Source organism: Photobacterium carnosum (assembly GCF_002849605.1).
In the GTDB taxonomy this organism is placed as follows: Bacteria; Pseudomonadota; Gammaproteobacteria; order Enterobacterales; family Vibrionaceae; genus Photobacterium; species Photobacterium carnosum.
In genome coordinates, this window is the sequence record NZ_NPIB01000011.1 from 50,998 (window position 1) to 76,334 (window position 25,337).

Genomic DNA, 25,337 nt, shown 5'->3' on the forward strand with positions numbered 1-25,337 from the left:
CGTCGTTATTTGATTTACATCAATTTGTAGTACAAATACCGATATACCAATAAGGAATTTACCACGATGTGTATTATTTCATCATACAAAAGTTAAATTTCGTTATTATTAGCGTAAAAAAGCCCTACATTACTGTAAGGCTCAAACAATAAAATACATTGATAATAATAGCGTTATCTTACAACACCATTATCTTGCATATTTCCAATTAAAATATGTGTCAATTCAGCAATAATCTCATTCATATTATTAGGATCAATCGACTCTGATGATGTTGACCAAATTGGTTTATGACTTTGAGTATCAAATAATGTAAATTCAACATTAACAAACTCGTACGATACGGTATAGCTATCATCATAAATATAGCTATAAGAACTATTATAGTAATTATGAAAAGACATACTGCCGCCATAACCATAGCTATTATTATTACCTGGATAACGAATGTTTTTATCTTCGATATTAACTAACTTAGCAACAAATACTGTTTGGGTACTATTTTTCTTAATATAACTCGATAAATCTGCTTTTGATGGTAATTTATCTGGATATATTTGAGAGCTTGAAATTGCATTAACCCCCTTCTTTTGTAATTCTTTTACCATATCATCTTCAAATATTCGTCTAACTCGTAAGTTATCTGACATTGCAACAACTAATGAGCTTGTAATCGGAAAATTTGAATATGTTCTATCAACCCAAGATGATGTTAAATTGCTAGAAGCACACGATGTTAACAACATTGTTAATATAAAAATAAATATTGCACGCATAATACATCCCTTTAAGTTATGTTCTAAAATTAACAATAGTACAGGGATAGGAGAAAGCAATAATGAAAAAAATGATCGTATCAACTTTAATAATACTTTGTGGATGTGCGACAGAAAATAATGAATCGAATCGATTAAATGAGCCTGAATTAAATAAACTGACATCTATTTCAAAAAATAAAGCACTACAAACACTCTCACCATTATCTCAATCAATATTAAATATTGAAAATGCAGAAACATCTAACCAAGAAAAGAATAATGAAATAAAAAAAATAGAATTCATGGCTGAAGATGACCCTGATGCCATGATTTATTTAGCCGCCTTATATGAAGAAGGAGAACTCGTCACAAAATCAGAAACTAAAGCGCGTTCACTCTATAAGAAAGCTGCAAATAAAGATCATCTTCTTGCTCGTTATTACTACGCTTTAATGCTTATTGATGGAAGAGGTGGCAATACTAACTATACAGAAGCCGAGTCACACTTACTCATTAATGTTAAGAATCAGCACGATCCATCATCTTACTCATTAGGCTATTTATATTTTATACAAGAAAAATATCAGAATGTGATTAATACTTTAAGTAAAAATGATAATACCAATAATGAATATTCAAATTATTTATTGGCTATTTCATATCTAGAATTAAACAAAAACACCCCACAAGCTATTCGTTTATTACAACAATCAGCTCAAAAAAATCATCCGTATTCTCATCTCGTTTTAGGTGATATCTATCGTCGAGGACTCTATGATATCGAAGTTGATAAAGAAAAAAGCTTTAAACATCTCAACATTGCAGCTAAAGACAATAATCCAAAAGCTTTATTTGATTTAGCAACATTGAGTATGGAAAATTTAGAATTAATTGAAAATGATCTGAACATTGCGATTAGCCAATTAAAATCAGCTGATAAAAATGGATATCCAGCCGCAAGTTTTGAATTGGCAAAATTATACGATAAAGGTAGCCTTATTGAGCAAGATTTTAATAAAGCTATTTATTGGTATAAACGTTCAGCCTCACAAGGGAATAATAGAGCAATGTATAATTTAGCCAGTATTTACATTAATGGAGATGGCGTCGATGTTTCTATCGAGAAAGCTGAATACTGGTTAATAAAATCAGCAAAGAATGGTAACAATCGAGCTAAAGAACTTCTTAAAGAAAATAAATGATTTCTTTAAATTATTTACAATTAAAAAGCCCAATAATATATATTGGGCTTTTTCTTATTCATAAAAAAAACTTGCTTGATATAACATCAAGCAAGCATTGCCGCTACAAGTAAACGATAACTAGTTATCAATACGAATACCGAAAATCAATTCCTCTGATTCACCAGGTGCGACACTTCCAATCGTTCCTATAATTGCCCCTGTAGAACCATTAGTAATCGTATTTATTGTCCCTTCAGATATGTTGGGTAACGTTCCTATAACATTAAATGTTGTATAGGCAGGTGTGGCATCAGTTAAGGTCACATTACGAGCTTCTTCAATTGCAATATTTTCTGTTGTTAATCGATACATAATGCACTGTCCAGGTGCTATAGCGAAGTTTGTAGTAACATAAACATTAGTATCTGATAGCCCATCACAATTTAAATCAGGTGTCTGTTCTTTAGTTACCTTCATATTCGTATTAGCAACGGTTGTTGTATCAATCACTTGTAATGTTCCACAGCTAACAATAGTTTCAACGGTTGTAATGTTATCCGTTCCCTGTGGGGTATTCGCTGGTACAAGAACCTTTATAAATAAAACTTTCTGCGCACCACCAGCAAGAGAAGCCACTGACGTTATCGCATTATCAGCCCCTGTCAGTACATTATCATTATCAGTATCTTCATAAATAACAGTAGAAAAACCAGCATTTGAATTAGCAACAGTAAGCACTATATTTAAGAACTCATCATTACTGAGATTATTTAATATATGTTTATAAACAATGCTCCCTCCTGCAAAAGTCACCCCATTTGAATTAGGAGGACCAAAGGCGAGACATTGATTACTATTATCAACCATAACCGCATCATGTTTAATATCTTCTGCGTTTGTCGTTGGAGAAAACACTTTAAAATAAATATCTTGAGTGGCAGATTCTGCATCTACGGGAACCGTTACATCCGCATAAACAACGACCGCATTATCAGGACCTAATACTGGAATATTGGTAATGACTTCATTCTCAGCATTTTTAAACACGACAGTCCAATCAGCAGGCATGGTATTGACCGCAAAATTTGAGCCACTGTATTGCAACTCATAGCTTTCAGCTGCGCCTGACTTATTAGTGACATATAACGTAAACCGAGTTGTTGCACCAGGTTGTGCGGTATTAGTTGTCACTGCCGCCGCTTCAGGACCCGCACCATAACCACAATCATCTTCAACAGCATCACAGTTATCTTCAACGGTTAACCCTGTTTCTGCTCTCAGATTATTAGTTAAATCAACCGTACTCGCGACGATTTCACCCAACCGATCAATAACAGTATTTGTTTTTGAGGTATCGTTTGACGATCTTGCACGTTTAACCGTTTGGTATGGACCACCAATGGCAGAAGCAGGAAGTGTTGCAATCAGTATAACTTTATATCCACACACACCATTACTATCAGTCACTAAATATGATGGGCATGTTTCGCCAACAGCAGGAATAATACCCGTATCAGGATTACTGTCATTATCCGTATCAATTAATGGGGTTACACCATCACTTTTATACAAGAAAAAACTGGTGCCACTCGGAAATGTTGACGATTCAATCGTAATATTAAAAATATCTTCGTCATTACCCGTATTCCAAATATAATTGGTAAAACTGACTCGCGCACCTTGCGAAGCGGATGCTATCTCAACAATCTCATTATTTGTGTCATCAAGTGCATCACAATTATTATCAGTACCAACGTCACAACCACCATTGTTAGCAATAACCGCATAATTAGACGTAATTAAAAATGGTACTCTATTAGTGTTTGTTGAAACTAACTCACCAGTATCAACGGTACCGTTATTATCTTCATCAAAACCATAAATACCTTGGTTATACAATGTTGTTGCAGAAAGGCCTGAATCTATATTCACTTCAAATGTTATCGTTGCAGATTCGTCAGCCGCTAAACCATCCATAACAAACTGAATTTCATCATTATTGGGACAAGAAGCATTAGGTGCAATACAGGTTGTAAAGGCTAAATCTTGATCACCTGAAGTTTCATTCCCTCCAATAGTTGTACCTGAAGCCGTTATTATTGTACCCGATAAGCTCCAAGATACTGCACCATTAAATCGCATACCTTCAGGTAGAACATCATTTAAAATAACACCGTTAGTTTGTAATGGATCCATATCGGTGAGACCCACATTGGCATACGTAAATGTTACTGTATGCGGCCCACTTGGTGATGCACCGATATTGGCACTTAATGCTTTTGATATTTCAACAATCGGTAAATTCGTTGCGGTTACAGTATCAGTATTTGTCTGTATTCCCACACTGCCATTTGCAACAGAAGTACCATTAACAGCAACCGCTTGGCTGGTTGCAGTCACCATTAGCGCATCCGATACATTAATTGTCGCAGCAGCATCAATATCCGCCACAATAACAAATTCAAAACTTTCACCTGGCGCTAATGGACCTATCACTGATCCTGAAGAAATTGGTGATGAGCCAGCATCAGCAACACCATCATTATTTTCATCTGGATAAATAGTTGCAGCACTAATAACAGAGGCAGGTAAAACAACATCAAGAGCGAAAGAGTCTGTACTATTACCCGTATTAGTAAGTACATGATTGAACGTCACTGTTCGACCAGGGGCACCTAACTTAGATTGATCGTTAATTAAAGTAAGTGCCGCTACTGGCTGAACAAGGGTCTCTACTAAATTAGATGTTGTGCTACGTAAAATATTGGCACTATCCCGATACGTTGCACCCGCTTGATTTTTAATCACTGTACCAGATTCAGTTAAAGCCATGACAGCAAAGCTGGTACTAGCAATAACGGTTATACCTATTTTGACGATTCCCTTGAAGACATTCATATGACGCTCCCCCTTCCCTATTGTGCACTAGAATGACTAGCCACTGAATTGTATTGCATGCTAACCGGATTAAAATCTGCACCTAAAAGAATAAGTTGTGTACGGCGATTTACTCGGTTGTCTGTTTTGTTATTGGATATAATAAAAGGTTCTCTCGATCCAGTACCTAACGTTACTATTCGATGAGAAGATATCCCTTGCTGTTGTAAATAATTAGCAACAACAACCGCTCTTGCTTTCGCTAATTGATCGTTATAATCCGCTTTTCCTGAATAATCAGCAGAGCCGATTACAGCAATATTTAATGTAGGATTCGCTTTCAATAATTGTGCCGCTTGATCGAGTTCTTGCTGTTGCTCTTTACCTAATAATTTATTATCAAAATCAAAATTGACAACCGCTGGCCAATAATGGCCTCCAACAACTGTTGTCGTCTGTCCACAAGCAAGATCACCATAGTCAGCATAAATAGCTTGATTAGAAACACAGCCTGAAATACCGATACTTAAAAGAACTAAAGAAGTTGTTAATAATTTCATGATTACATTCCTCGCCACTATTCACTTAACCAACCAAACAAGTCTTCATCAAGCTTAAACATCATTTCAAAATAAAAGCCTTGTAAGTTATATCCTTGCGGATCAAGGTCATCATCGTCAAAACCAATTACGTTATAACCAATACCTGCACGTAGATTTTTCATAACAAGATAGTTCAAACCGACACCAAATGAATAACGACGACTATCAAACCAATCAGTACCTAACATTCCGCCGTGTACATCAACATCCCAACGTCGATTAATATAATAAATAGCACGACCATCAATAATGGTTGCTACTGAATCATAGTCTTGTTCATATTCAGTAAAATCTTCCCACTTCAAGCCAACGCGTCCAGATATTGTCCAATCTGGCGATAATTGGTAATTCTGATGGGTTGAGAAAATATGTGCGGTACGGGTACTATCATTACGCTCAGTTTTCCACTCATAAGCACCTAACATATGGTAACGATTGCTTAATCTCGGGCGATAAGCAAAACCTAAACTGAAATGATTACTCCATGTATTTTGCGCATTTTCTTTATCAATATAACGATATTCTTCACGTACAAGCCCACTCCAATCCTGACTCAAACGTGTTACCCAAGCGCCCAATACTCCATAATAATCTTCAGATTCACCATGGCGGTACTCTATGCGACCTGTGGTTTTATAATTTGGATTACGTATATCAGCTAAACCTAGAGATACTGCAACACCTGACGTCCCTTCACCTTCAATGACTTCAACATATTCAATTGCAGGATCAACACTGATACCCGGTATTACTTCAAAGCGACCACGATAACCATTTGCTAATTCAAGACTACGACCATCAGATGCACCTCTTTGTCTAAACTCATTAAAGGTACTGCCACCATGAAGCCAATCAACATCGATACCAGCTGTAAATAGACTTGTTGAACCACTGCCTAAATTACTAATACCACTAAGAGAATCAATATACTCATACTGAGTATAGATACTGGCTTGCTTATGTACTTTCCAATCAGCTTTTACGTTAAAACGACGCTTACTATCATGACCAAAACTCTGTTCATATTCAGTATCTAACCGACCAGGACGCCCCCATAAACTAAATGTGCGGCCAAGGCCAACTATCGCTGTGGTATATTCCTCAGAATCGGTTTCCGTTTCATTTTTTATATAACGAGAACCTAAGCGGGTTGTCCACTGAGATCCTAAGATCTTAGTATCTACCGTTGCACCAATGGTCTGTTGTTTTTCGGTATGTACAAGGGATTCAGAATGGCTAGCTTCAATGTTTAAATTCATTAATCCTGTCAATTTCTGACGATGACGAAGACGAAGCTCTTGACGTGCAGGGGTTACACCGCCAGTTGTATTAGTAAATCCTTCTTCAGCATAAACATATTCAAGTTCAGTGGCTGCTTGGGCATTCCAATCACGATTAATTCGAAGTTTATAAGCCATACCATCTTTAATTTTATTACTTGTGTCTGTTGCTGTTGTTAACGTATCAGCACTTTCATTTCCTTTATGGGACATCGTCGCAACAGAAGCGGTTACTTGCGTTTTACTATCAAAATCATAATTAACCCAAAGACTACCGATATCATAACCTTCAACATCATTATCGTTATATTCATAGCTAATACCGGAAATCAAATAAGGGGTAAATAAATAAGAAAGCCTTGCCCCTGCTACTGTATAAGCATCACCATCACCATCAACATCATAAGCAACTCTTACTTTAATAGGATTAAGATCAGCGTCATAAGTTGGAATAACACGATTGAAACGCATATCACCCGTAAAATAATCAATCGTATAATCAATATAACGCGCTAATGGTTGCTGACTTAATACCAAGCCTGCATTATCTCTATCATAAGTAACTAACGTTACCGTATCTGAATGACGAACAATACGGGTATCTCCGATGCTATAAAACATCGCAGTACCATTACCATTAAACTCAACAACTTTATGTAAATCTTCTGGACGAGCACCATATAATTGGCCGGTTAATTTGCCATCGTTATACATGCTATTAAAGCCATTAAGAATCTGGCTCGTACGACCAATATCAGACTCGTCAGTTCCATCGGCAGTACTATAATCACCCCACATTGCAAAATGACGTTCTTTCTCAAGCTTCACATAAAGCTTACTGGTACTACGGGCATCATAGCCTTTTATACTCGCATCACCTGGGATTGGGTAATAACTATCAGGTGATATTTCGCGATAAAATTCTTCATCAGACTTATCACTGTCATAACTTAAGGTTAAATGCATACCACCTTTAATATTACCTTTAATAAAGGCAGCGGCTCTTTCATCATAGCTATAACTTTTATTTTCATAACCATCTAATTGAGCCGGTGGTTGCTCTCCACTAAAGCGGCCATAGCGTCCGGTATAATTTAAAATACCGGAGACGAATAATGGACGTTTAGCAGCAATTTGATAAAGCTTTATTTTGTCAGAGAAATCTTCGACTGAGGCTTGAATATTAACTTGCCCCGTATTTTCAGTACTACGTAAATAAACAGTTTTTTCACCATTAATAACACGAACCTGATGACCTGTTTCATTCTCTTGAATATCAGGATCTAACCAAGTATCACCTTGATCTGTATTTAGCGTTACAAAATAAGTACCTCGCGCCAAATTATTATTTTCATCATACAGTTTAATAATAACTGGAATAACAGAACGCCCACCATCGGCACGTAATACGTCACCATCAGCAACAACACTAATACGTTTTGCAGACTTAGGATGAGAGAACGTTTTGCCTAAAACTAGACGTTCATTACCAAATGGATCAATCGTTTTAATTTCAACAACATTGTCACCATCTTCTAAAGGCACACCATACCAACCAACAATCTGAGCATTTTCACGCTTATTGATAATACGTTCGCCTAACTGATCAATACTGATCACCTGACCATTAACATACAATGTTGGTTCTACGTCACCTCTAATTACAACAATAAAACGTCCGTCATAGCTATAATCATTAGTTGGCCAATACCATGCACCAGATTCAGCTTCTGCACGGGTAATGTTTTTAGCTTCACTTTCAGGCAGTGGAATAACATCTTGCAGAATATTATCAATTCTAAACTTGGCTTCTTTAGGAATATTATTATATGCAGTTGGCACTATTTCAGTTTTGATTTTATAAAGCGATAAAGCAGTCCTTAACTCTTTAAGCTTGTCTTGTGAATCACTAAAACCAAAACGAATTGAGGATAAATTATCAGTTCCAGGATAAATATAAGCCTCATCTTGTACTGATTTTGGATATAACTTGATCATACTCGTAAGATCTTCGGTGCTACCTTTACGTGACGCTAACGCATAACCTTTAAAAACGGTCAAAGAAGAAATAGATCCAGATGCTGTCATTTTAGAAGAATTATCCGACCTTGTTGAAGGACCACTAATAACACCAGACTGCAATTCTTCCGATTTTAATGCTTTGGGTTTGGCATCATATTGCAACCCTTTGAAATTTTCTGCTGTTTTAAAGAGCCAATCACCATTAATATTAGTATTTCTCTCTTTTAATTCTTGATAAACAGCGTCTTGATTTTCTGTCGGACATGGCGCGACAAAGTCTGCCCGATGCATTTCACCGCGTCTCATATCAACAAATCGAGAATCACCTTTTCCTGCATTACGCGTATCTATCGATTCTAATTCAATCCCTAAAGGCAGTGTTTGTTTGTCAACCTTCATAACATGATTACCAGGCTTAACACCAAACATTGAATATTGACCATTTTCATCAGTGATAACATAATCACCTGTTTCTAAATATATTTTAACGCCACCAATTGGCCACATTTGATTTTTCATAATGTCGTTGCATTGTGCATCAACAAAAACCTTACCAAAAATAATTCCGCGGTCTGACATCACGCCCGTTTGAGTAACTTTAACTTGATATTTATCGACATTAGACGTTATACGAGACTCATTATTGCCACCAAAGGTTGCTGCATTGACATAAACAGAATTAATCCCATCAGAATCCACTGCTCCTGCCGTTAATTGAAGAACATAGGTTAATTGATAAGTTCCATTTTCTGGCGGTTGCGTACTTCCATTTAATGTTCCGATATCAAAACGATGAGTATAAGTATCAATACGTACTGGATCTTTATATGGCTGATCATTTAATCGAGTACTGCCTTCCATATATTTAAAACCATATGGCATTGAGTCATAAACTTGCGCATTAAATAATTGACTGTTCGGTAAATTATTTTTAATGGTTACTGAATATTTAACGAAGCTACCAATTTCTGCGTTATCTTTATCTGCATCTTTTTGAATGGTTAATCTACGATCTAGACTTTTAGGATCTAGCGGTATATCAAACGTATCAACCCGATCTCTCACCGTAATAGGGAATAAGCCTGAATTTTCAATGCCTTGATTACCATATGGTCCATATGACATTGGGGTAACGTTATAAATATTAAAATTATCTAATGTGGTATAAACTGATGGCCATACATGTGTTTGTGGTGGCTCAACCGAAATATAATATTGATTTCCATCAATTGGGGCTAATTTAGGAAATAACACCCGACCATCAACATCTGATATCACTTCAGCAACAGGGACTAAGCCATCAACATTTGGTACTCGTACTTTTGCCGTTGGTGCTATATTATTTTTCGTTTGATAAAATTTTACGATCGCATTCTGTACGCCATTGAAGTTTGTTGCATCAAAAACAACAAATTGAGGACTAATATAAGCTAAATCAGTCAGGATTATCTTATTACCATTTTGAGGGTCAAATACCTCAATCACCAATTCATCATTAGGATTTGATTGAATTTCACAATTATCCGCAGTTGAACCATTAAGACCAAAACCTTTGAAATTAATAGTCTTATCAATATTAGATAATAATGCAGAGCGGTTGATTTCACCAGTACGCCATGGAATTGAAATATCGTCTAAGCAGTGGTTACCACCTGGACGGATGTAATTATCCTTTGGTGATACTGCATGCACAGGAATAACACTTCTAAAAATACCCGTATTAGGTCCTGTTTCTGCAAAAATCCAATTAAAGTAATCACCCTGGGTAGAACGCAACGTTACAGGATAATTAGACGATGCTGGACCAATAATATCAATGGTTGATGCATGTTCATTTCCTTGAGGAAGGATAATTTGAGCATGAACACCATCAAATTTGAGATCAAATCCAGTTGAACTTGAGTGATAATAAAAATTTGTGGGGATAAAATGTTCATCATTACTATATAAAATTGTAAATTGACTATTTGGATCTAATACCGAATTATCGAGAAGTTCAAAATCAATTAAATTATCTTCTTCTTTACCAACTAAGGTATTACATATTTTACTACTTTTTGAAATGTTCTTATCTAATGCTGATAAATTAACTTCTGCTTTACTAAATATTTTAAATGGAACAGTTCCTCGCACATCATTAACTTGTGCATAATAAGAGAAATGTCCAGACGTATTCGGTTTCATATAATCAGGTTTAACGAGAAACCCTATTTTTTCCACATTACCTAAACCATCCCAAGAGCTATATTCATACCAATCTAAATTATGGTCATCTTGCTCGAAAACAAAATTATTATTAATACCAACTAATACCACACCACCATCAAAATTATTTTCAGGAGAGACGAGTGTTATTGGTGAAAAATCTTTCGATGGCTGACCATTAATAACTTTATCTTGTAAAAGAGAGATATTAGCAGGCAGCTTCACTGATATTAATACACCAGTATGGCTAACTTGAACTTGTGAACCCGTTGTTTTAGATTGAATAAAAATATTATAGGGTTGTGCTGCTGATTCTGGTTTTGTACGACCAATACTTGTGTAATTTACTCTAAAATCAATTTCAGATAATGAAGTAATCTGTTGTTGACAAAGCGGGGAATTTTCAATGGTTAAATTAACGAGAGGTCCATTAATCACAATAAGTTTAGTGGTACTTATTTTTACAACTGAAGGTTCACTTACAGAGGTAACAACCGTATCAAGCTCATAAAAATCATTGTTTTTATCTATGGTTGGAAGTTCAACAATATAAACAATATTAATAGATTCACCAGGTCTTAGTTGACCACTAATATATTCATCATCACTATTTTTATTAAGCTCTGGCTCACCGGGATCATGAATACCATTACCATTAGTATCAAAATATATTTTTATATTGTCTGCACTCGGTGATGTAAGATCTCCATTATCATCAGTTAGATTATTAACATTAATAATATAGCTATCTTTAATATTACCAGTATTAGTTACTGTATGAGGAATACTAACAATAGAACCAGGTGAAACATTTTTTTCTGTCTTATTATCTCCCGATGTATCAGGCGATAATGAAACATCATATACTTTTTCAACTTTAATATGGGATATATTCGAAAGCACTCGAATATTCTCACCCGTCGTTGAGTCAAAATAAGTCATGATGGCCTGATTCATTATTTTTGTACCAGCATTAGTTAACCCAAAAACTGTTGAACTCACACTTAATAATATAAAAACAATGAGGTACTTCATTTTAGTTATTACATCTAAGAGGGCCATAAGCATTCTCCAAAGGCTAATAATTCAAAGATATGGATATAGGCTTATTGAACTTACTTGGTTTAATTAATTTCAAATATATATTTAAAATAAGCTCAATAAGCCCCCCTACGAGGTAGGGAGGGCTAGGTTATATTTACTTTTAATCAATTTTTACTACAAAGTGACCAACAGCTTTGTCACCAGGAACAAGTGTTCCTACAGTAAAGGTAACTGTGTTACCACTTACCACACCAGTAACATCAGTACCTGTAGTACTACTTGGATTACATAAAGGGCCTAAATCATCAGATGCTAAAGGATATGTGGTCGCAGCTTGTGCAACTACAGTACCTGAATCTGTTGTATTACGACAACTTACCAAGCTACCACCCGCATGAAATTGAGAGTACTCAGTTAATTGGTCAGTAATAACCGTATTTAGCGCATCAGATGTACCTTCATTGACGGCAATCAGTTTCCAAACAACACATTCTTCAGGCTTAACCTTTGTTGTTTGTTGCTTCAAGAACGTCTTATCTGTATCAGCAACACCAGTACAACCAGTATCTAAATCAGCATACTTATAAAGACGAACCTGACCTTTAACAACTTCTGAATTATCTTGACCTTGAGCAGTCACTGTTGGATCTGTTGTTGATACAGCAGTAATTGTTGTTAGGTTATTAGTACCAGATGTTGCATCTGTTGGTGCAAATACAGTGACTTCCATTGGAATGGTTTCACCAGGTTCTAACGTTAGTGTTGGAACTGTATCTGAGCCATCGGTTGCATCACACGTAACTTCTACATTTACAGTAGAACCATCCGCTTGCTGCACAATAATTGGCGTCGTTACAGGGGTATCACATAAGTTACCTACTTCAGTATCAGGCGTACCATTACCATCGGTATCAACCGTAATTGTATTATTAAATCCAGTCATATTATTGCCTGAACTTAAATCAACGGTTTCAGTTGTATTACCATTATTACCTAAAGTATGGTCATAAGTAACACTACCACCTGGTTCGATTTGGTTGCTTAATGACGCAGGCGTAATATCAATACTTGCATCAGTTGCGACATCAAATGCTTCAACCTTACGGTTATCCGCGCCAGATGCCGTTGATTTAGCAACAAGTGAGATAATGTAATCCTTGTCATTATCACTATTAGTATCAATGGCTGCTGTTTGATCACTATCAGCTAGAGCTTGAGTGGGATCTGATGGAATAGTAATTTCAGCGTTAACCCACAATACCGCACCGGCAGGAATAGTTGGTGTCGATGTAATAACATTACCCGTTGCGGCAATATCTACGACGCCATCAGCATCAATATCAATACCATTATGCTTGAATACAACACTCCAACCAGTTGGTAATGCGGTTTCCCAACTTGTACCGTTATAACTACCTTCAGCACTTAATAGGAATGAATCTGAACTACCACCTTCATTCGCAATATAAATAGGCGCTACAACTGTTGAACCTAATGGTTGATCATTAAATACAGTTGCCACATCCGCACTGGTAAGGACACCACCAGCAAGAAGCACTGGATCGACATCGACTGTAGGGTCAATAGTCGTAATTGGCGTATTTGCAATATCAACGGTAGGCGCAGTAATAGCGACTAAACGCTCTTTTTTACTGCTTATTTGGGTTGCATCATTGTAAGATGTTGCGGTTGTTGTTGCTTCAAATGGTGTTGGCGAATTAGCAGCATCTGATGGTAGTTTGGCAACAACACGGAACAATGTCTCATTACAATTGACAGTAATACCATCAATAGTTACAGCGGCATCGATACATGTTGAAGGATCAACAGGACCACTATCTGGCGTCACATTACCATTAGTATCAACTAGTTGCGCTGTGCCATCAGTATTCCAATATTCAAACGTAGTTCCTGCTGGGAAGCTAATATTTACCGTTGAAAGATCAAAACTATCGGTTGTATTACCGTTATTAATGATCTTGTTATAGAAGAACACTTCACTACCAGCAGCAGCAGAATCTACTTCCTGAATACTATTCTCAGAACCATCAGCATCACCACCACCTGATGTTCCAGTTTCAGTACCAGTATCAATGATAACTACACCGGAGGTAGTCGTCGTGGTTGTTGTGGTCGGATTTGATGGATCAGGACCCGCAGTTGTAGGATCTGGATCATTACACTCGCCAGGGCCATCAAAGAGTCCATCCCCATTAAGATCTGAACATGAATAAGCAACATTACCAATGTCAGTATCACCCATCGTTGTTTCAGGAGAATACGCTACATAAAAAGTCATTGAAATGGTTGTATTAGAAGCTAATTGACTATCTATAGCATATACACCAGGTACTGCGGTATCCGTTGTATTACCGTTACTGTTAAGATCTAAGCCGCCATCAATTCCACTTTCTGCAATATCCACATTGGTATCTTGGTCTAAATCAACACCATGTGTAGATTCATCAACTAAATTAGCAGCAAAATCAATAGGCGTATCACCATTAACCGTTAACAAACCGCTACTTGATGCATCATACAATCCACCAGTACTACTCGCGACATATACCGTTCCTTCCGGAATACCATCAAAAATAGTCACATCTTTAGCGTCTGTATTACCGGTATTTGAAACAGTTACTGTATAACGAATTAAACTCAACTCTCGATCTGTACCACCATCACCATCTAAATCAATACCTAAAGCGGCTTCCGTACCAACATTCTCTAAATGAGTGGCTGATTTAGTGATATTAACAACAGCGTCATTAGTAACCGTAATTAATGATGCATTAGTATCAGGTAAGACATCATTGTTATCACCAATATCAGTGACAGAACCATCAACAGGAGATGGTGTACCATCATGTGCTTCTGCTTCTAATGTCACACCTAATGTATCACCAGGAACAGCCGTTGTAGGCACTGCTGCTGCAAGCATTAAGTTCATTTGCTCACCAGCATTTAAGGTAACGGTATCACCAGAAGTAAACTCAGTTTCCCCCGCATCTGGCTGACCATTGTTATTTGCATCATTGAAGAGCTTCAATGTTGTCGCATCAATCGTATCTGTTCCTCGCGTATCAGTTCCAGGAAGATTCTGCGCAAATGTCAATGTATAAGTATCTGCACCATTACCTGTATTGGTTAATACATGAGGTAAATATACCGTTTGACCTGGAGAGCCAGTAGTATTGAGATCCTGCTCAATCGTTGCACTATAAATCTGAGCTACAGTTACAACCGCTTCATTAGATGTTGCGGTATAACTATTTCCTGACTCATCTTCATAGGTTACTGTTGCTAAGTTTTTAATATCAGTTCCGGCGGCAGTAGCTGCAAGGGCTTGGCTAGATAGTAAACCTGCACCTACCGTTATGAGCCCCGCCGCAACCCATACACTGATAGGTTTTAAATGCGTATTCATAAAGTGGTTACCTTTTAAGGTCATTAATTTAATTACGATGTGTATAAATACCCTTGCAAAATCGCAGGGCGGTACATTTACTTAACGTTTATTTAACTTCGATGCGATAAGCAAAAACTTGTTTTTCCTTAGCATTAATAGCTGTTAATGGTATCCAGCGAACGGCGGTATATTTTTCAGGTGGAATAATAACTTCAACTTTTTTTCCATCCTTCATTATTTCGCGCTTCACTGGCTCTTTTTCAAATGTTTTTCCTCCATCAATACTAACTAAAAAATTCGATTTAATTTTTGTGCTACTTGTATTAGCAATATAAAAAGTATTCTCAGGAATAGGTCCTGTGATAATTAAGCCATTCAAAGGCTTTTCACTATTATTTGTGTAGGTTAACTTATATTCAATTTTATCTTTAGGTACGGCATTTTCTGCTTTTACTAATTTTTCCTCTCCTTTCTTATTTACTTCAACTATATATGCATCCATTTTACTTACTAGTAAGTTGTCATCTTCCGCATAAACAGAAAAAGACATCATCAAACAGCCAATCACTATCAATAATAAATTTTTCATATTACACCTCATCCTTTATGATCCGTGAAATATAACTAATGCGATAAGCATGCCAATAATAAAAACTTTTACACCATTAAAAAACAATGAGTTAATTACATGTGTTTATTTAAAAAGCAAAATGGATAATTAATTGTAATTTTGCGAATCATTATTTAAATGCGAAATTAAACCTAAAAACCTAATGTTATAGCCATAGAATCATGGGATGACATTTTTAAAATAGCCAATATGCTATAACGTGTATTACACAAATTAGAAATTATAAGAAATTAATTTAAAAATATTCGACAACAATTATTTACGTAAAAATAATTATTACACATTAATTTATTGGATAACTTGATTGATTTATTCTTAATTAAAGAACAACTGTTTTATAATTAATATATATTACATTTATCAATATAAAGAATAACCATATCGATATTCTATCGTATAGTTATTTCTTGAAATATTAGTCAATGACGATACTATTTTATTTTCACTAAATAAATAGCTGTTCCTTGATCGCCTGAAGCTAAAGAACCTATCATATTCCAGCGTATCTCCCCCTCATAACCTACAATATTTGATCCATTAGTAGTAACAGGCATACAAGTGAGAGACGTTGGCACGCTACCCGACGTACAATCTATAGCTTGAGATAATCCAGTATAACTAGGGGTACTATCAAAAATACTGACTTCAGTTAAATCACCATTCCCTACGTTAGTAAAGGTAATAACATATTCTAGTATATCGCCAGGACGACCATTATTACTGACTCCAACTGCCGTTCCCTGAGTAATATTACGTACCGTTTTTTCAAGCTTTAATTCTCCCGCACCACGGAACGTTGCTCTAACAGTATCTTTATCAAGAACTTGACGCGTAATACCATGTCCTGTGCCTGCACTATCACTAAAGATCATATCTGCAGCTATATCGTAATGATATTGGGCATTAAGTGGTGCATCTGCTGGCACAAACACTTTACTGAGTAGACATACCGCGCTATTACTATTAACCGCAACTGGATTGACTATTTGAGCATCTGCACCATCAACTTCGCCATTGCAGTTATTATCTATATAAAGAACGGTATTCCAACCGGTATTCGCTGGAGACACTTCTGAATTTATAATAGAGAAGTTCACACTTCCTGCCGTTGCAGCCGTAAACTTATGTGGGAATAACACCGCCTTTCCAGGTTCAACTTCACTAAAATTATCGGGTTCCATTCTTGATTCACGTACCTTACCGAAATCAAGGCCACTAATATCGTCTCCCGCATTTGCATTAACAGCCATCTGACTATCAATAACGCTGGTGCTGGTCACTTGTGGGATCACAGTGACATTCGCTTCACTGATATCGATCCAATCCGCTTGTTTAATCACATCAAGTAATAAATTTTTACCTGAAAAATCAACGCCAAGAATAAATTTATAACTACCATCACCTGACGTCATGTCCGTTGCTATCACATCACCCGTCGTCACTCCAGTAACGCCAGCATCATTAAAGGTTACGGTAACAGTAAAGTTGCCTAAGCCAACTTCAGTGCCGTCTTGAATACCATCATGCGCCGCCGTTGCGCCACCGACACCATTATCTTCAAACACCACGCCACTTAAAACAATACGATTGAGCAATTCAAATAAATGATCTTCGACTTCACCATCAACGGCTGCACCATCAAACGTATTACAACTGTTAGCGGCTGAACATAAACGCACCCGCATCACAGTATTACCATTAAACCCTTCGGCGCTGGCGGCATCTAACGTTATCGCAATATTATTATTCCCTGCCGTGACCGCCTGATCGTTGATCAATAATTCATTGCTATCGGAAAAATCACCGTCATTATTTATATCAACCCAAATACTTACAAAACCATTACCAACGACTTGAATCGGTAACGTGGTGCTGGTTTCTACAATGATTTGAGCAGGTATCACTAAATCTTCATCATTCTGGCCATGGATATCATCACCTGTTGCATCAGTGCTCACCCATTGTATAAATTCAGGATCCCAACGAGAACCAAGCGCTAAATCTGCCACGCCATCTAATGCCGCATCTAAATACGCATGGCTGGCTTGGCCATATGTTGCTGCAGCATCACCATAATCGATCGAATCATAACAACCCGCACCATCATTACCTTGTAAACTACTTTCATTAGAAGCCGTTACATATTCCACTTCTGCAGTAATGGCATTAATACGATAGACAACCGCTTGTTCATTTAAATTAACCGTGCCATCTTGATTTGTATCATGATTACCACCATTCGTCAGAGCATAAAGGCTAATCGCGTCATCGATCACTAATGCCCCTGCCTGTAATTTACTATTGGTATCTAACGTTGGCTCAGCACCAAAATAAGTCAGAGCTTGAGCCGTAACAGCACCTGTTGACACATTAACGCTGTAAAGCATGTCGCCATTTAAATCAACTAAATAACCCAACCCAGATTGGCTACTAATGGCTAAATCAGCCCCAACATCTATTGAACCACCACCATAAGAGCCTCCCATGGTAGCAATATCTAAAGGAACAGTAGTAAAGGTCTGTGTATTGAGATCAATTTTAACTAATGAATCCCATGACGTTCGCCATACAATTAAATAATTACCATCGGCTGTAACATCACCCGCAGTTGGCGCACTCAACACCGTCGAGGTCGAACTGTAGCCGCTATGACGCAGTGAATCCCCTTTGGCAAAATCAAAACTTTCACCATCTTGTAAACGACGAATAGTGGTTGCTGATTCAGCTCGAATTTCACCTAAATCAATAAAGCTAGTGCCTGTTTTATCGGTCACAAACAAATGATGAATACGATCAGCTTGTGACATGTCGGTGAAAGAACCGTAAATCAAACCATGAATACGATTAAAACCAATTGCATTAATATTATTAATATTGATTTGATTCGTTATTATTATTGGATTAACAATATTATTAAAAGTAATAGGCTCAGCAGTAACATCGAGTGAATTATAACTATAATCTGTCGCGGCTATCGGTAAACGCGTTTGCACAATGAGATCACACTGGTTATTGCTGATTAAATCAGAAATTAAAACTCGATAGTCTTCGACTTCACCGTCATTCGCGAGTCCAATAGGACTATCACAACTGACATCACTGCATAAACGTACCCGCAAATAGCTGTAACCAACAATGGCATTTGAGGGAATCGGCACACTGTAATTATTATTTCCTATCACAGCACTGACATCGGCAATGATTTGTTCACCACTATCATCCCAATCACCATCAAGATTAAAATCTAACCATGCATATAATCGTTGTCCTGAACTAATACGAGCTGCATCTTCAGCAACATTAATCGCAATATCAAAATTCGCCCCTTTGGTTGCGGCAAGAAGCACACTAACGCCATCTTCATCATCAAAATTATCGTTATCATCAGCGATTGCACCAATATTCTGAAGATCGCCAATATCAGCATCCCACAAAGTACCCATTCGCAAATCAATAAAACCGTTATTATCACTATCTGCTTGAACATGGGCAGCACCGTCATTTTCATAGGTTGTAGTGTAATTATTAGTCCCCGTTCCAATACTCGTATCTGGAGCATCACCTAAATCACTACCTAGAACATTTGGAGCCTTAGTAAAACACCCTTTTTGAAGGTTATACCCTGCCCCAGTGCTTCCAGTAAAACCAAAGCGCACCATATTATTACCCAGATCATTACGAATATCTCGCGTAAACTGGCCCACCATGACGCCATCAACATAATAGGTAAATTGATTAATGGTTGGATCCCATTCAAACTGCGCTATATGATAACGACCATCTTCTAATTCCCCACCAGAAACAGACGTGGCAGGAATAAGGGTATTAGCAGCATCTGGGGTATACACATCTCCATTAAGATAAACGGCGGTATGATCAATATATTGCCCGCCAACAGCATCATCTGTCGCCCCAATAAAGGTGTTATCAAAGGTATCAAATTCAAATACCACCGATGGCGAAACAGGTGTAGCTCCAAAAATATCACCAACACCTAATCCACCACCAAAAGCACCAAAGGCATTCAGATCTCGCGCATCAGCAGATAATACAAACGTCATACCATCAGCACCACTTTCAATCCCTGTTGGACAGCCGGTATTACAGGTTCTATCACCCAAATAAACTGCAAGTTCAGCATACATGGGTTGGTTTAAATCAATATACTCATAGCTCCACAAATACCCTTTTTGGTTAGTAGCATTAGGCGTCACAACATATTCACCATTTGCGGCTAAATAAGCATCGCCACCTTCAAAAACAACGGGCGCCTCACAAATATTGGGTTGCACAAAGATAGAAATAATGGGTGTTACACTATTAGTGTCATCTTCGCCATTACCAAAACCGTTATTTGGCGTCGAATCAATATCATTAATACTCGTCGTAATGATCTCAGCATTAATACTAGGTGCAGTTAATACCTGAGGCGCTAAACGGATCACCGCATAATCATTAAATCCTAACCCAATCGCACCAAGATCTAATTCTCCCGTTAATGGATCATACGTCGTGATTTCTGTAACACCATCACCTGCATATGCCTTAACAAAGCTGTATCCTGCAGGAATAGGCAGCGTTACTTTAGTATTTAAGGCTATGGTTGATCCCATATTTTCAATATTTACCACGACATTAAATGGGATCCCAAGCGTGACATTCACACTAGGATCCATCGCTAACGTTAACGCTAAATCACCCTGAGGTTTTAATAAAATAACATGATCTTCAACCTCACCATCGCCACTACCGCCTGTTGGACTATCACAGGTTTCAGTACTAGAACAGATGCGTAGACGAACAAAGCTATCCATAAATTGCATATCCGCCGGCACATTAAAATCTAATTGTTCATTACCAGAAACAGTGATATTAGCAGTTTGTCTTTCATCTGCATCAAAAGTACCGCTAGCATCAAAATCAATCCAACCATATAAGTTATCGTTACCTGAAGTAACAACGGGTACAATTAAAGACAATATATCGCCACTAACAAGAATATTATTTATCGCAGGTTGGATAAATCCATCCTCATCATCCGGTATTAATCCATTACTATCATCACCATCAGCGGTAACTGTAGGCTGGCCATCATTTTCATTATCCGGATTATTTACCCCTAAATAAGGCGTTGAAGCTTCGGTCATATGACGTGGACCGCTATCAACTAATTCTGTCGCATAACCATTAACGGTTGGTGCATCAGCCCAATCTAACGGTACTGGTGCATAACGACAACGGGCACCATCATTACCTGCCGCAGAAACATTTGTTTGAGAAAAAAGTGTGGCCGTATAACTGCCCGCGGCTTTTGAACCATCCAATACATCAATACGATAAATACGTCCTGGCGATGGGTTTTCTGATATATACATATAGCCTTGATTATCAAAATACATCGCACCATATGGTCCATTAGCGATTCCAGGTAATACTCCTAATGACGTTCTTGTGCCTGTTGTTGGATTAAATCGATATAGTGTTCGTGAATTATTACTCGGCACAGAATAAATAAAGCCATCAATCGGGTTAAACGCAATATCAGCATAATTTAAACTTGTCGTCGGTAAGGTTCCAATTTGAGTTAAATAGGTTTCACTGTTTGGATTGGTATCAAATAAATAGAAATCTCCATCCTTATGTGCATATAAAATACCGTTATCATCTATATCACCATTATTAGCGCCACTTGGCATGGTTGAATTAGATATGGGTAATGAATAAGAATTATAAGCACTGTCAAATAAATTAAGTGTGTTTGTTGCCTGTATTCCAGCCAATGTATTTGTCACCATAGAATACCCAACACCAGAACCAGCCGTTACGGGTGACGTCAGTGAATTAACCGATCCTGTCGCTAAATTAATGGCATTTAAAACAGTTGAGCCAGAACCATTAGATTGGGTTAAATATGCCGGAGTAGAACACACCTCAAAAGAACTTACAGCAAAATCAGCAAAATTAACGTCAGTTACAATACCAGCACTCACTGTCACAATATTAGCACTACTCGATTGAAAGGTAGCAGCATCCCCGATAGTACCGCCACCATAACTACCCGTATTGATGTCTAATATAGGCGCTGTTGGCGGACAAGTTGGAGAAGTGGTATTCATTTCATTAATAGCTTCATAGACTTTATAAGTGCCCGTAGTTCCCACCGTCAGGGCATATGCTCCCGTTGTTACATCTGTTGTCGTTGCATAACATAAACCAGTCGAAGTGTTATAAGCAACGATAGGGATTCCAATACCTAACCCAGTTTCGGTTCCATCTTTAATACCATTCGTGGCAGTACCACCACCATTCCCATCATCATTAAATACAAAGCCTGAGATTTGTTGTGCTTGAGCCATCGAGATGTTGAACAACAACCCACCACAAAAGCAAAAAAGCATTAATACTCTACGGATAATTTTCATCGTTTCCATAACTCAACCAACGTAGTTAATCAGGGAACGAAAAAGGATGCAAAAATCACGCCTGTTATTTAAGCACGTTTATTGATGGGTATTAATGAGTAACGGAAGGTCTAAAAAAAGCAGAGTATCAATTAAAGAAACATCATGAAAAATAGAAAAAATATGCATTTTTAAAAATAAAAAATTATCAATTATTTAGAATAATAAACAATGACACTATCCTATGAAATAATGTCATTGTTTAATTACATATTTAATTTGCACGTATTTCTCGCAAATAGCGATAAATAGTATGAATGGAAATATCCAACCCTTTTGCTGCTATTTGAGCACTGTCTTTGAGATCAAAAATACCAAGGTCATGTAATCGCGTTACAATTTCTCGACTTTTCTTTGAGGGAGGGATCGAACTATCACTCATTACCTGCTCACGAACATTTTCAATCGAGCTATGCATCATTTCATCACTATTACGCGCAAACGTTTCCGCAGTAACACCATGATCACAATAAGTACCAATTGTTGGCATTAAACTATGGATCATAGATTGAAATGGGGCGTCTAAATTAAAATTAACACAGAGTAAACCTATCGCTTGCTGCTGCTTATTACGGATCACTGTTGTTAATGAACGTAACATTTTACCGTCAGGTGCTTTGGTAATATAAGCATCAGAAACATCTTTGCCTTCATTTAACTTTACTAATGCAATATTGGTAATTGGCGCACCGACTTCACGTCCCGTAATATGTCCATTGGCAATTTTCATAATTGACGGATGGCGAGAATCTAAACAATGCAATAAGACTTCAGTATGCTCACCCCACATTGCAGCGATACCATCAACAATATTTTCCATCGCGTGAAGAATATCATAATCACTTTCTGTCAATTCATGCATTTTCTCTACCTTTTTTAAGCATCAAACTACTTACTAAGCAGTTTTATCATATTATCAATAATGACAGTATCTGTATTTTCCATTAACAATATTAATATTTCATCAAAATACGCAATAATGATATCAGTATTATTAGTAATAATACTTTAATTATCCATTAGAATTAGCATTGTAATGACTCAAATAAAAAAATCCCGACCAAGGCCGGGATTATTTATTTAATTATGGAGGAACGTTACATTTTCAGTAAACATTCAACTCATTAACTAAATCAGATAAAACGAATTTTAACCGCTTTAAGTTTAGTGCTTGAATCATCTAACATAAATTCAACCATACTACCAGATGATGGCTGTGAGCGACTGCATACTTGAGATGCATCAAAACGAATATCGCCACCAAGATCGCTAGTAATTAAACCAATTTTATCAACTGGGTTGAAGCTACGAATAATACCTGTTTGTGAAGTCATAGTTTATATTTCCTTTATGCCCAAATATTACTTTTTTTATCAGCATATATATTTGAGGCTATCAATTTGAGTTTAAATAGTTTTATACCAAAGCGTTAATTAGCCTTGATATAGAGCTTTACTCATTGACCTACTACTTCTTAACTATAAGATCACCCTTCTTATAGCTTGGCACTGCTACAACGTTTGCAACATAAACGGATAACAATGATTAGAAATGACATTGTGGTTTTATTTAAAACACATTAGGTCTGAGTAACAGACGAATCGAACATTAACGCCTATTTTTGATGCTGTAAATATTTTTTTAAATAAATTTGATAATAAATTGTGGATAACCACTGACAAAATCGATAACTACATGTTTATAAAGATAAAAAATAACATCAAGAAAACACACTCAACGGTTAAAAAATAAGCTAAATAACCAATAAAGCAGACTATAATTACATTACAGTTTTATTTCGTTAGTAATAATAAAATTGTCTTTATTTGTCGAACAATAAATAGTCTGCATTTTTGCAAGGAATAATTACGATATAAAATGACTAGGTTTCTGATATCAGCACATGTAAAGTATACCTATATATACGATAGTTATAAGGAACCTCAATGAAAGGTATTCTATCAATACAGTCACATGTTGTTTATGGTCATGCTGGTAACAGTTCTGCAGTATTCCCTCTTCAACGTATGGGATTTGAAGTTTGGCCATTACATACCGTACAGTTTTCTAACCATACTCAATACAAACAAGGTTGGACAGGAACAGCATTTCCAGCAACCGATTTAATTGACCTTGTCAAAGGCATCAACAACATTGATCAGCTTAAAAACTGTGAAGCAGTCCTTACCGGATACCAAGGTAGTGCTGATCAATGTTTAGCTATTATTGAGACCGTTAAAACAGTTAAACAGCAAAATCCTAATGCTATCTATATCTGTGATCCTGTTATGGGCGATCCTGAAAAAGGATGTATCGTCGCTGATGGCATATCTGAACACCTTATTAATGATGTAATGCCACTGGCTGATGTAATTGTTCCTAACCAATTTGAGCTTAGTCAGTTTGTTGGTATGACAATCAATACATTAGACGATGCCGTTAAAGCTTGTCAGCACGCGCTAACTCTTGGCCCTAAAATGGTATTAGTAAAACATCTTCATAGCTTATCAATAGACAAGTTTTCAATGATGTTGGCAACAAAAGACGGCTGCTATTTAGCACAACGTCCACATCTAGCATTTGATAACCAGCCAGTAGGCGTTGGTGATCTTATTTCAGCATTATTTACTGGTGGTTTATTAAAAGGCTGGTCAGCAGAACAAGCTTTTGAACATGCTCATAATGCTTGTTATGCGGTATTAAAAGAAACCCATCGCCGTGGCGAATGGGAACTACAAACAATCGCAGCCCAAGATGAACTTGTCGCGCCAACTGAAATTTTTCCAATTACAGAAATCAAATAAAACGGCTCTCCAATCCAACAAACAAACAAACAAACAAAAGCAGCCTAACGCTGCTTTTTT

The 25,337-nt window shown here is 36.9% G+C and carries 11 protein-coding genes; 2 read left to right on the top strand and 9 right to left on the bottom strand.

The features are described 5' to 3' along the window. Window positions 1–173 precede the first annotated feature (173 nt). Window positions 174–776 (bottom strand): hypothetical protein, encoded by a 603-nt coding sequence (locus tag CIK00_RS10580; RefSeq protein WP_101768835.1) that lies wholly within the window; start codon window positions 774–776, stop codon window positions 174–176. 62 nt (window positions 777–838) lie between these two features. On the opposite strand from CIK00_RS10580, the gene CIK00_RS10585 reads away from it, so the two are divergent. Continuing rightward, window positions 839–1,960 (top strand): tetratricopeptide repeat protein, encoded by a 1,122-nt coding sequence (locus tag CIK00_RS10585; RefSeq protein ID WP_101768836.1) that lies wholly within the window; start codon window positions 839–841, stop codon window positions 1,958–1,960. Between the two features lie 120 nt (window positions 1,961–2,080). Here the strand turns inward: CIK00_RS10585 and CIK00_RS10590 are convergent, their stop codons facing one another. The 8 genes from CIK00_RS10590 to CIK00_RS10625 all read right to left on the bottom strand — a co-directional run bounded on the left by CIK00_RS10590 (window position 2,081) and on the right by CIK00_RS10625 (window position 23,807). After that, on the bottom strand, window positions 2,081–4,840 hold the full coding sequence (locus tag CIK00_RS10590) for a hypothetical protein (protein WP_101768837.1): 2,760 nt from the start codon (window positions 4,838–4,840) through the stop codon (window positions 2,081–2,083). 17 nt (window positions 4,841–4,857) lie between these two features. After that, window positions 4,858–5,379 (bottom strand): OmpA family protein, encoded by a 522-nt coding sequence (locus tag CIK00_RS10595; RefSeq protein WP_101768838.1) that lies wholly within the window; start codon window positions 5,377–5,379, stop codon window positions 4,858–4,860. A gap of 17 nt (window positions 5,380–5,396) precedes the next feature. Continuing rightward, a complete protein-coding gene (locus tag CIK00_RS10600) occupies window positions 5,397–11,990 on the bottom strand; it encodes a DUF11 domain-containing protein (RefSeq protein WP_101768839.1) in 6,594 nt (2,197 codons plus the stop codon). A gap of 142 nt (window positions 11,991–12,132) precedes the next feature. After that, complete coding sequence (locus CIK00_RS10605) at window positions 12,133–15,399, bottom strand: beta strand repeat-containing protein (RefSeq protein ID WP_233426554.1); 3,267 nt, start codon at window positions 15,397–15,399, stop codon at window positions 12,133–12,135. A gap of 88 nt (window positions 15,400–15,487) precedes the next feature. After that, window positions 15,488–15,970 (bottom strand): DUF11 domain-containing protein, encoded by a 483-nt coding sequence (locus tag CIK00_RS10610; protein WP_101768840.1) that lies wholly within the window; start codon window positions 15,968–15,970, stop codon window positions 15,488–15,490. Window positions 15,971–16,443: 473 nt separating this feature from the next. After that, window positions 16,444–22,443 carry a GEVED domain-containing protein gene (locus tag CIK00_RS10615; RefSeq protein ID WP_233426555.1) on the bottom strand — a complete coding sequence of 2,000 codons (6,000 nt, stop codon included), beginning with the start codon at window positions 22,441–22,443 and terminating at the stop codon, window positions 16,444–16,446. 244 nt (window positions 22,444–22,687) lie between these two features. After that, complete coding sequence (locus CIK00_RS10620) at window positions 22,688–23,335, bottom strand: helix-turn-helix transcriptional regulator (RefSeq protein ID WP_101768841.1); 648 nt, start codon at window positions 23,333–23,335, stop codon at window positions 22,688–22,690. A 271-nt stretch (window positions 23,336–23,606) separates the two neighbouring features. Next, on the bottom strand, window positions 23,607–23,807 hold the full coding sequence (locus CIK00_RS10625) for a hypothetical protein (protein ID WP_101768842.1): 201 nt from the start codon (window positions 23,805–23,807) through the stop codon (window positions 23,607–23,609). 612 nt (window positions 23,808–24,419) lie between these two features. Here CIK00_RS10625 and pdxY point away from each other — a divergent pair. After that, window positions 24,420–25,277, top strand: a complete 858-nt coding sequence (pdxY, locus tag CIK00_RS10630) for a pyridoxal kinase PdxY (RefSeq protein ID WP_101768843.1) — start codon at window positions 24,420–24,422, stop codon at window positions 25,275–25,277. The last annotated feature ends 60 nt before the right edge of the window (window positions 25,278–25,337 follow it).

Coding starts and splice junctions, on each gene's coding strand:
- CIK00_RS10580 (WP_101768835.1), bottom strand. CDS start 776: ATGCGTGCAATATTTATTTTTATATTAACAATGTTGTTAACATCGTGT.
- CIK00_RS10585 (WP_101768836.1), top strand. CDS start 839: ATGAAAAAAATGATCGTATCAACTTTAATAATACTTTGTGGATGTGCG.
- CIK00_RS10590 (WP_101768837.1), bottom strand. CDS start 4,840: ATGAATGTCTTCAAGGGAATCGTCAAAATAGGTATAACCGTTATTGCT.
- CIK00_RS10595 (WP_101768838.1), bottom strand. CDS start 5,379: ATGAAATTATTAACAACTTCTTTAGTTCTTTTAAGTATCGGTATTTCA.
- CIK00_RS10600 (WP_101768839.1), bottom strand. CDS start 11,990: ATGGCCCTCTTAGATGTAATAACTAAAATGAAGTACCTCATTGTTTTT.
- CIK00_RS10605 (WP_233426554.1), bottom strand. CDS start 15,399: ATGAATACGCATTTAAAACCTATCAGTGTATGGGTTGCGGCGGGGCTC.
- CIK00_RS10610 (WP_101768840.1), bottom strand. CDS start 15,970: ATGAAAAATTTATTATTGATAGTGATTGGCTGTTTGATGATGTCTTTT.
- CIK00_RS10615 (WP_233426555.1), bottom strand. CDS start 22,443: ATGGAAACGATGAAAATTATCCGTAGAGTATTAATGCTTTTTTGCTTT.
- CIK00_RS10620 (WP_101768841.1), bottom strand. CDS start 23,335: ATGCATGAATTGACAGAAAGTGATTATGATATTCTTCACGCGATGGAA.
- CIK00_RS10625 (WP_101768842.1), bottom strand. CDS start 23,807: ATGACTTCACAAACAGGTATTATTCGTAGCTTCAACCCAGTTGATAAA.
- pdxY (WP_101768843.1), top strand. CDS start 24,420: ATGAAAGGTATTCTATCAATACAGTCACATGTTGTTTATGGTCATGCT.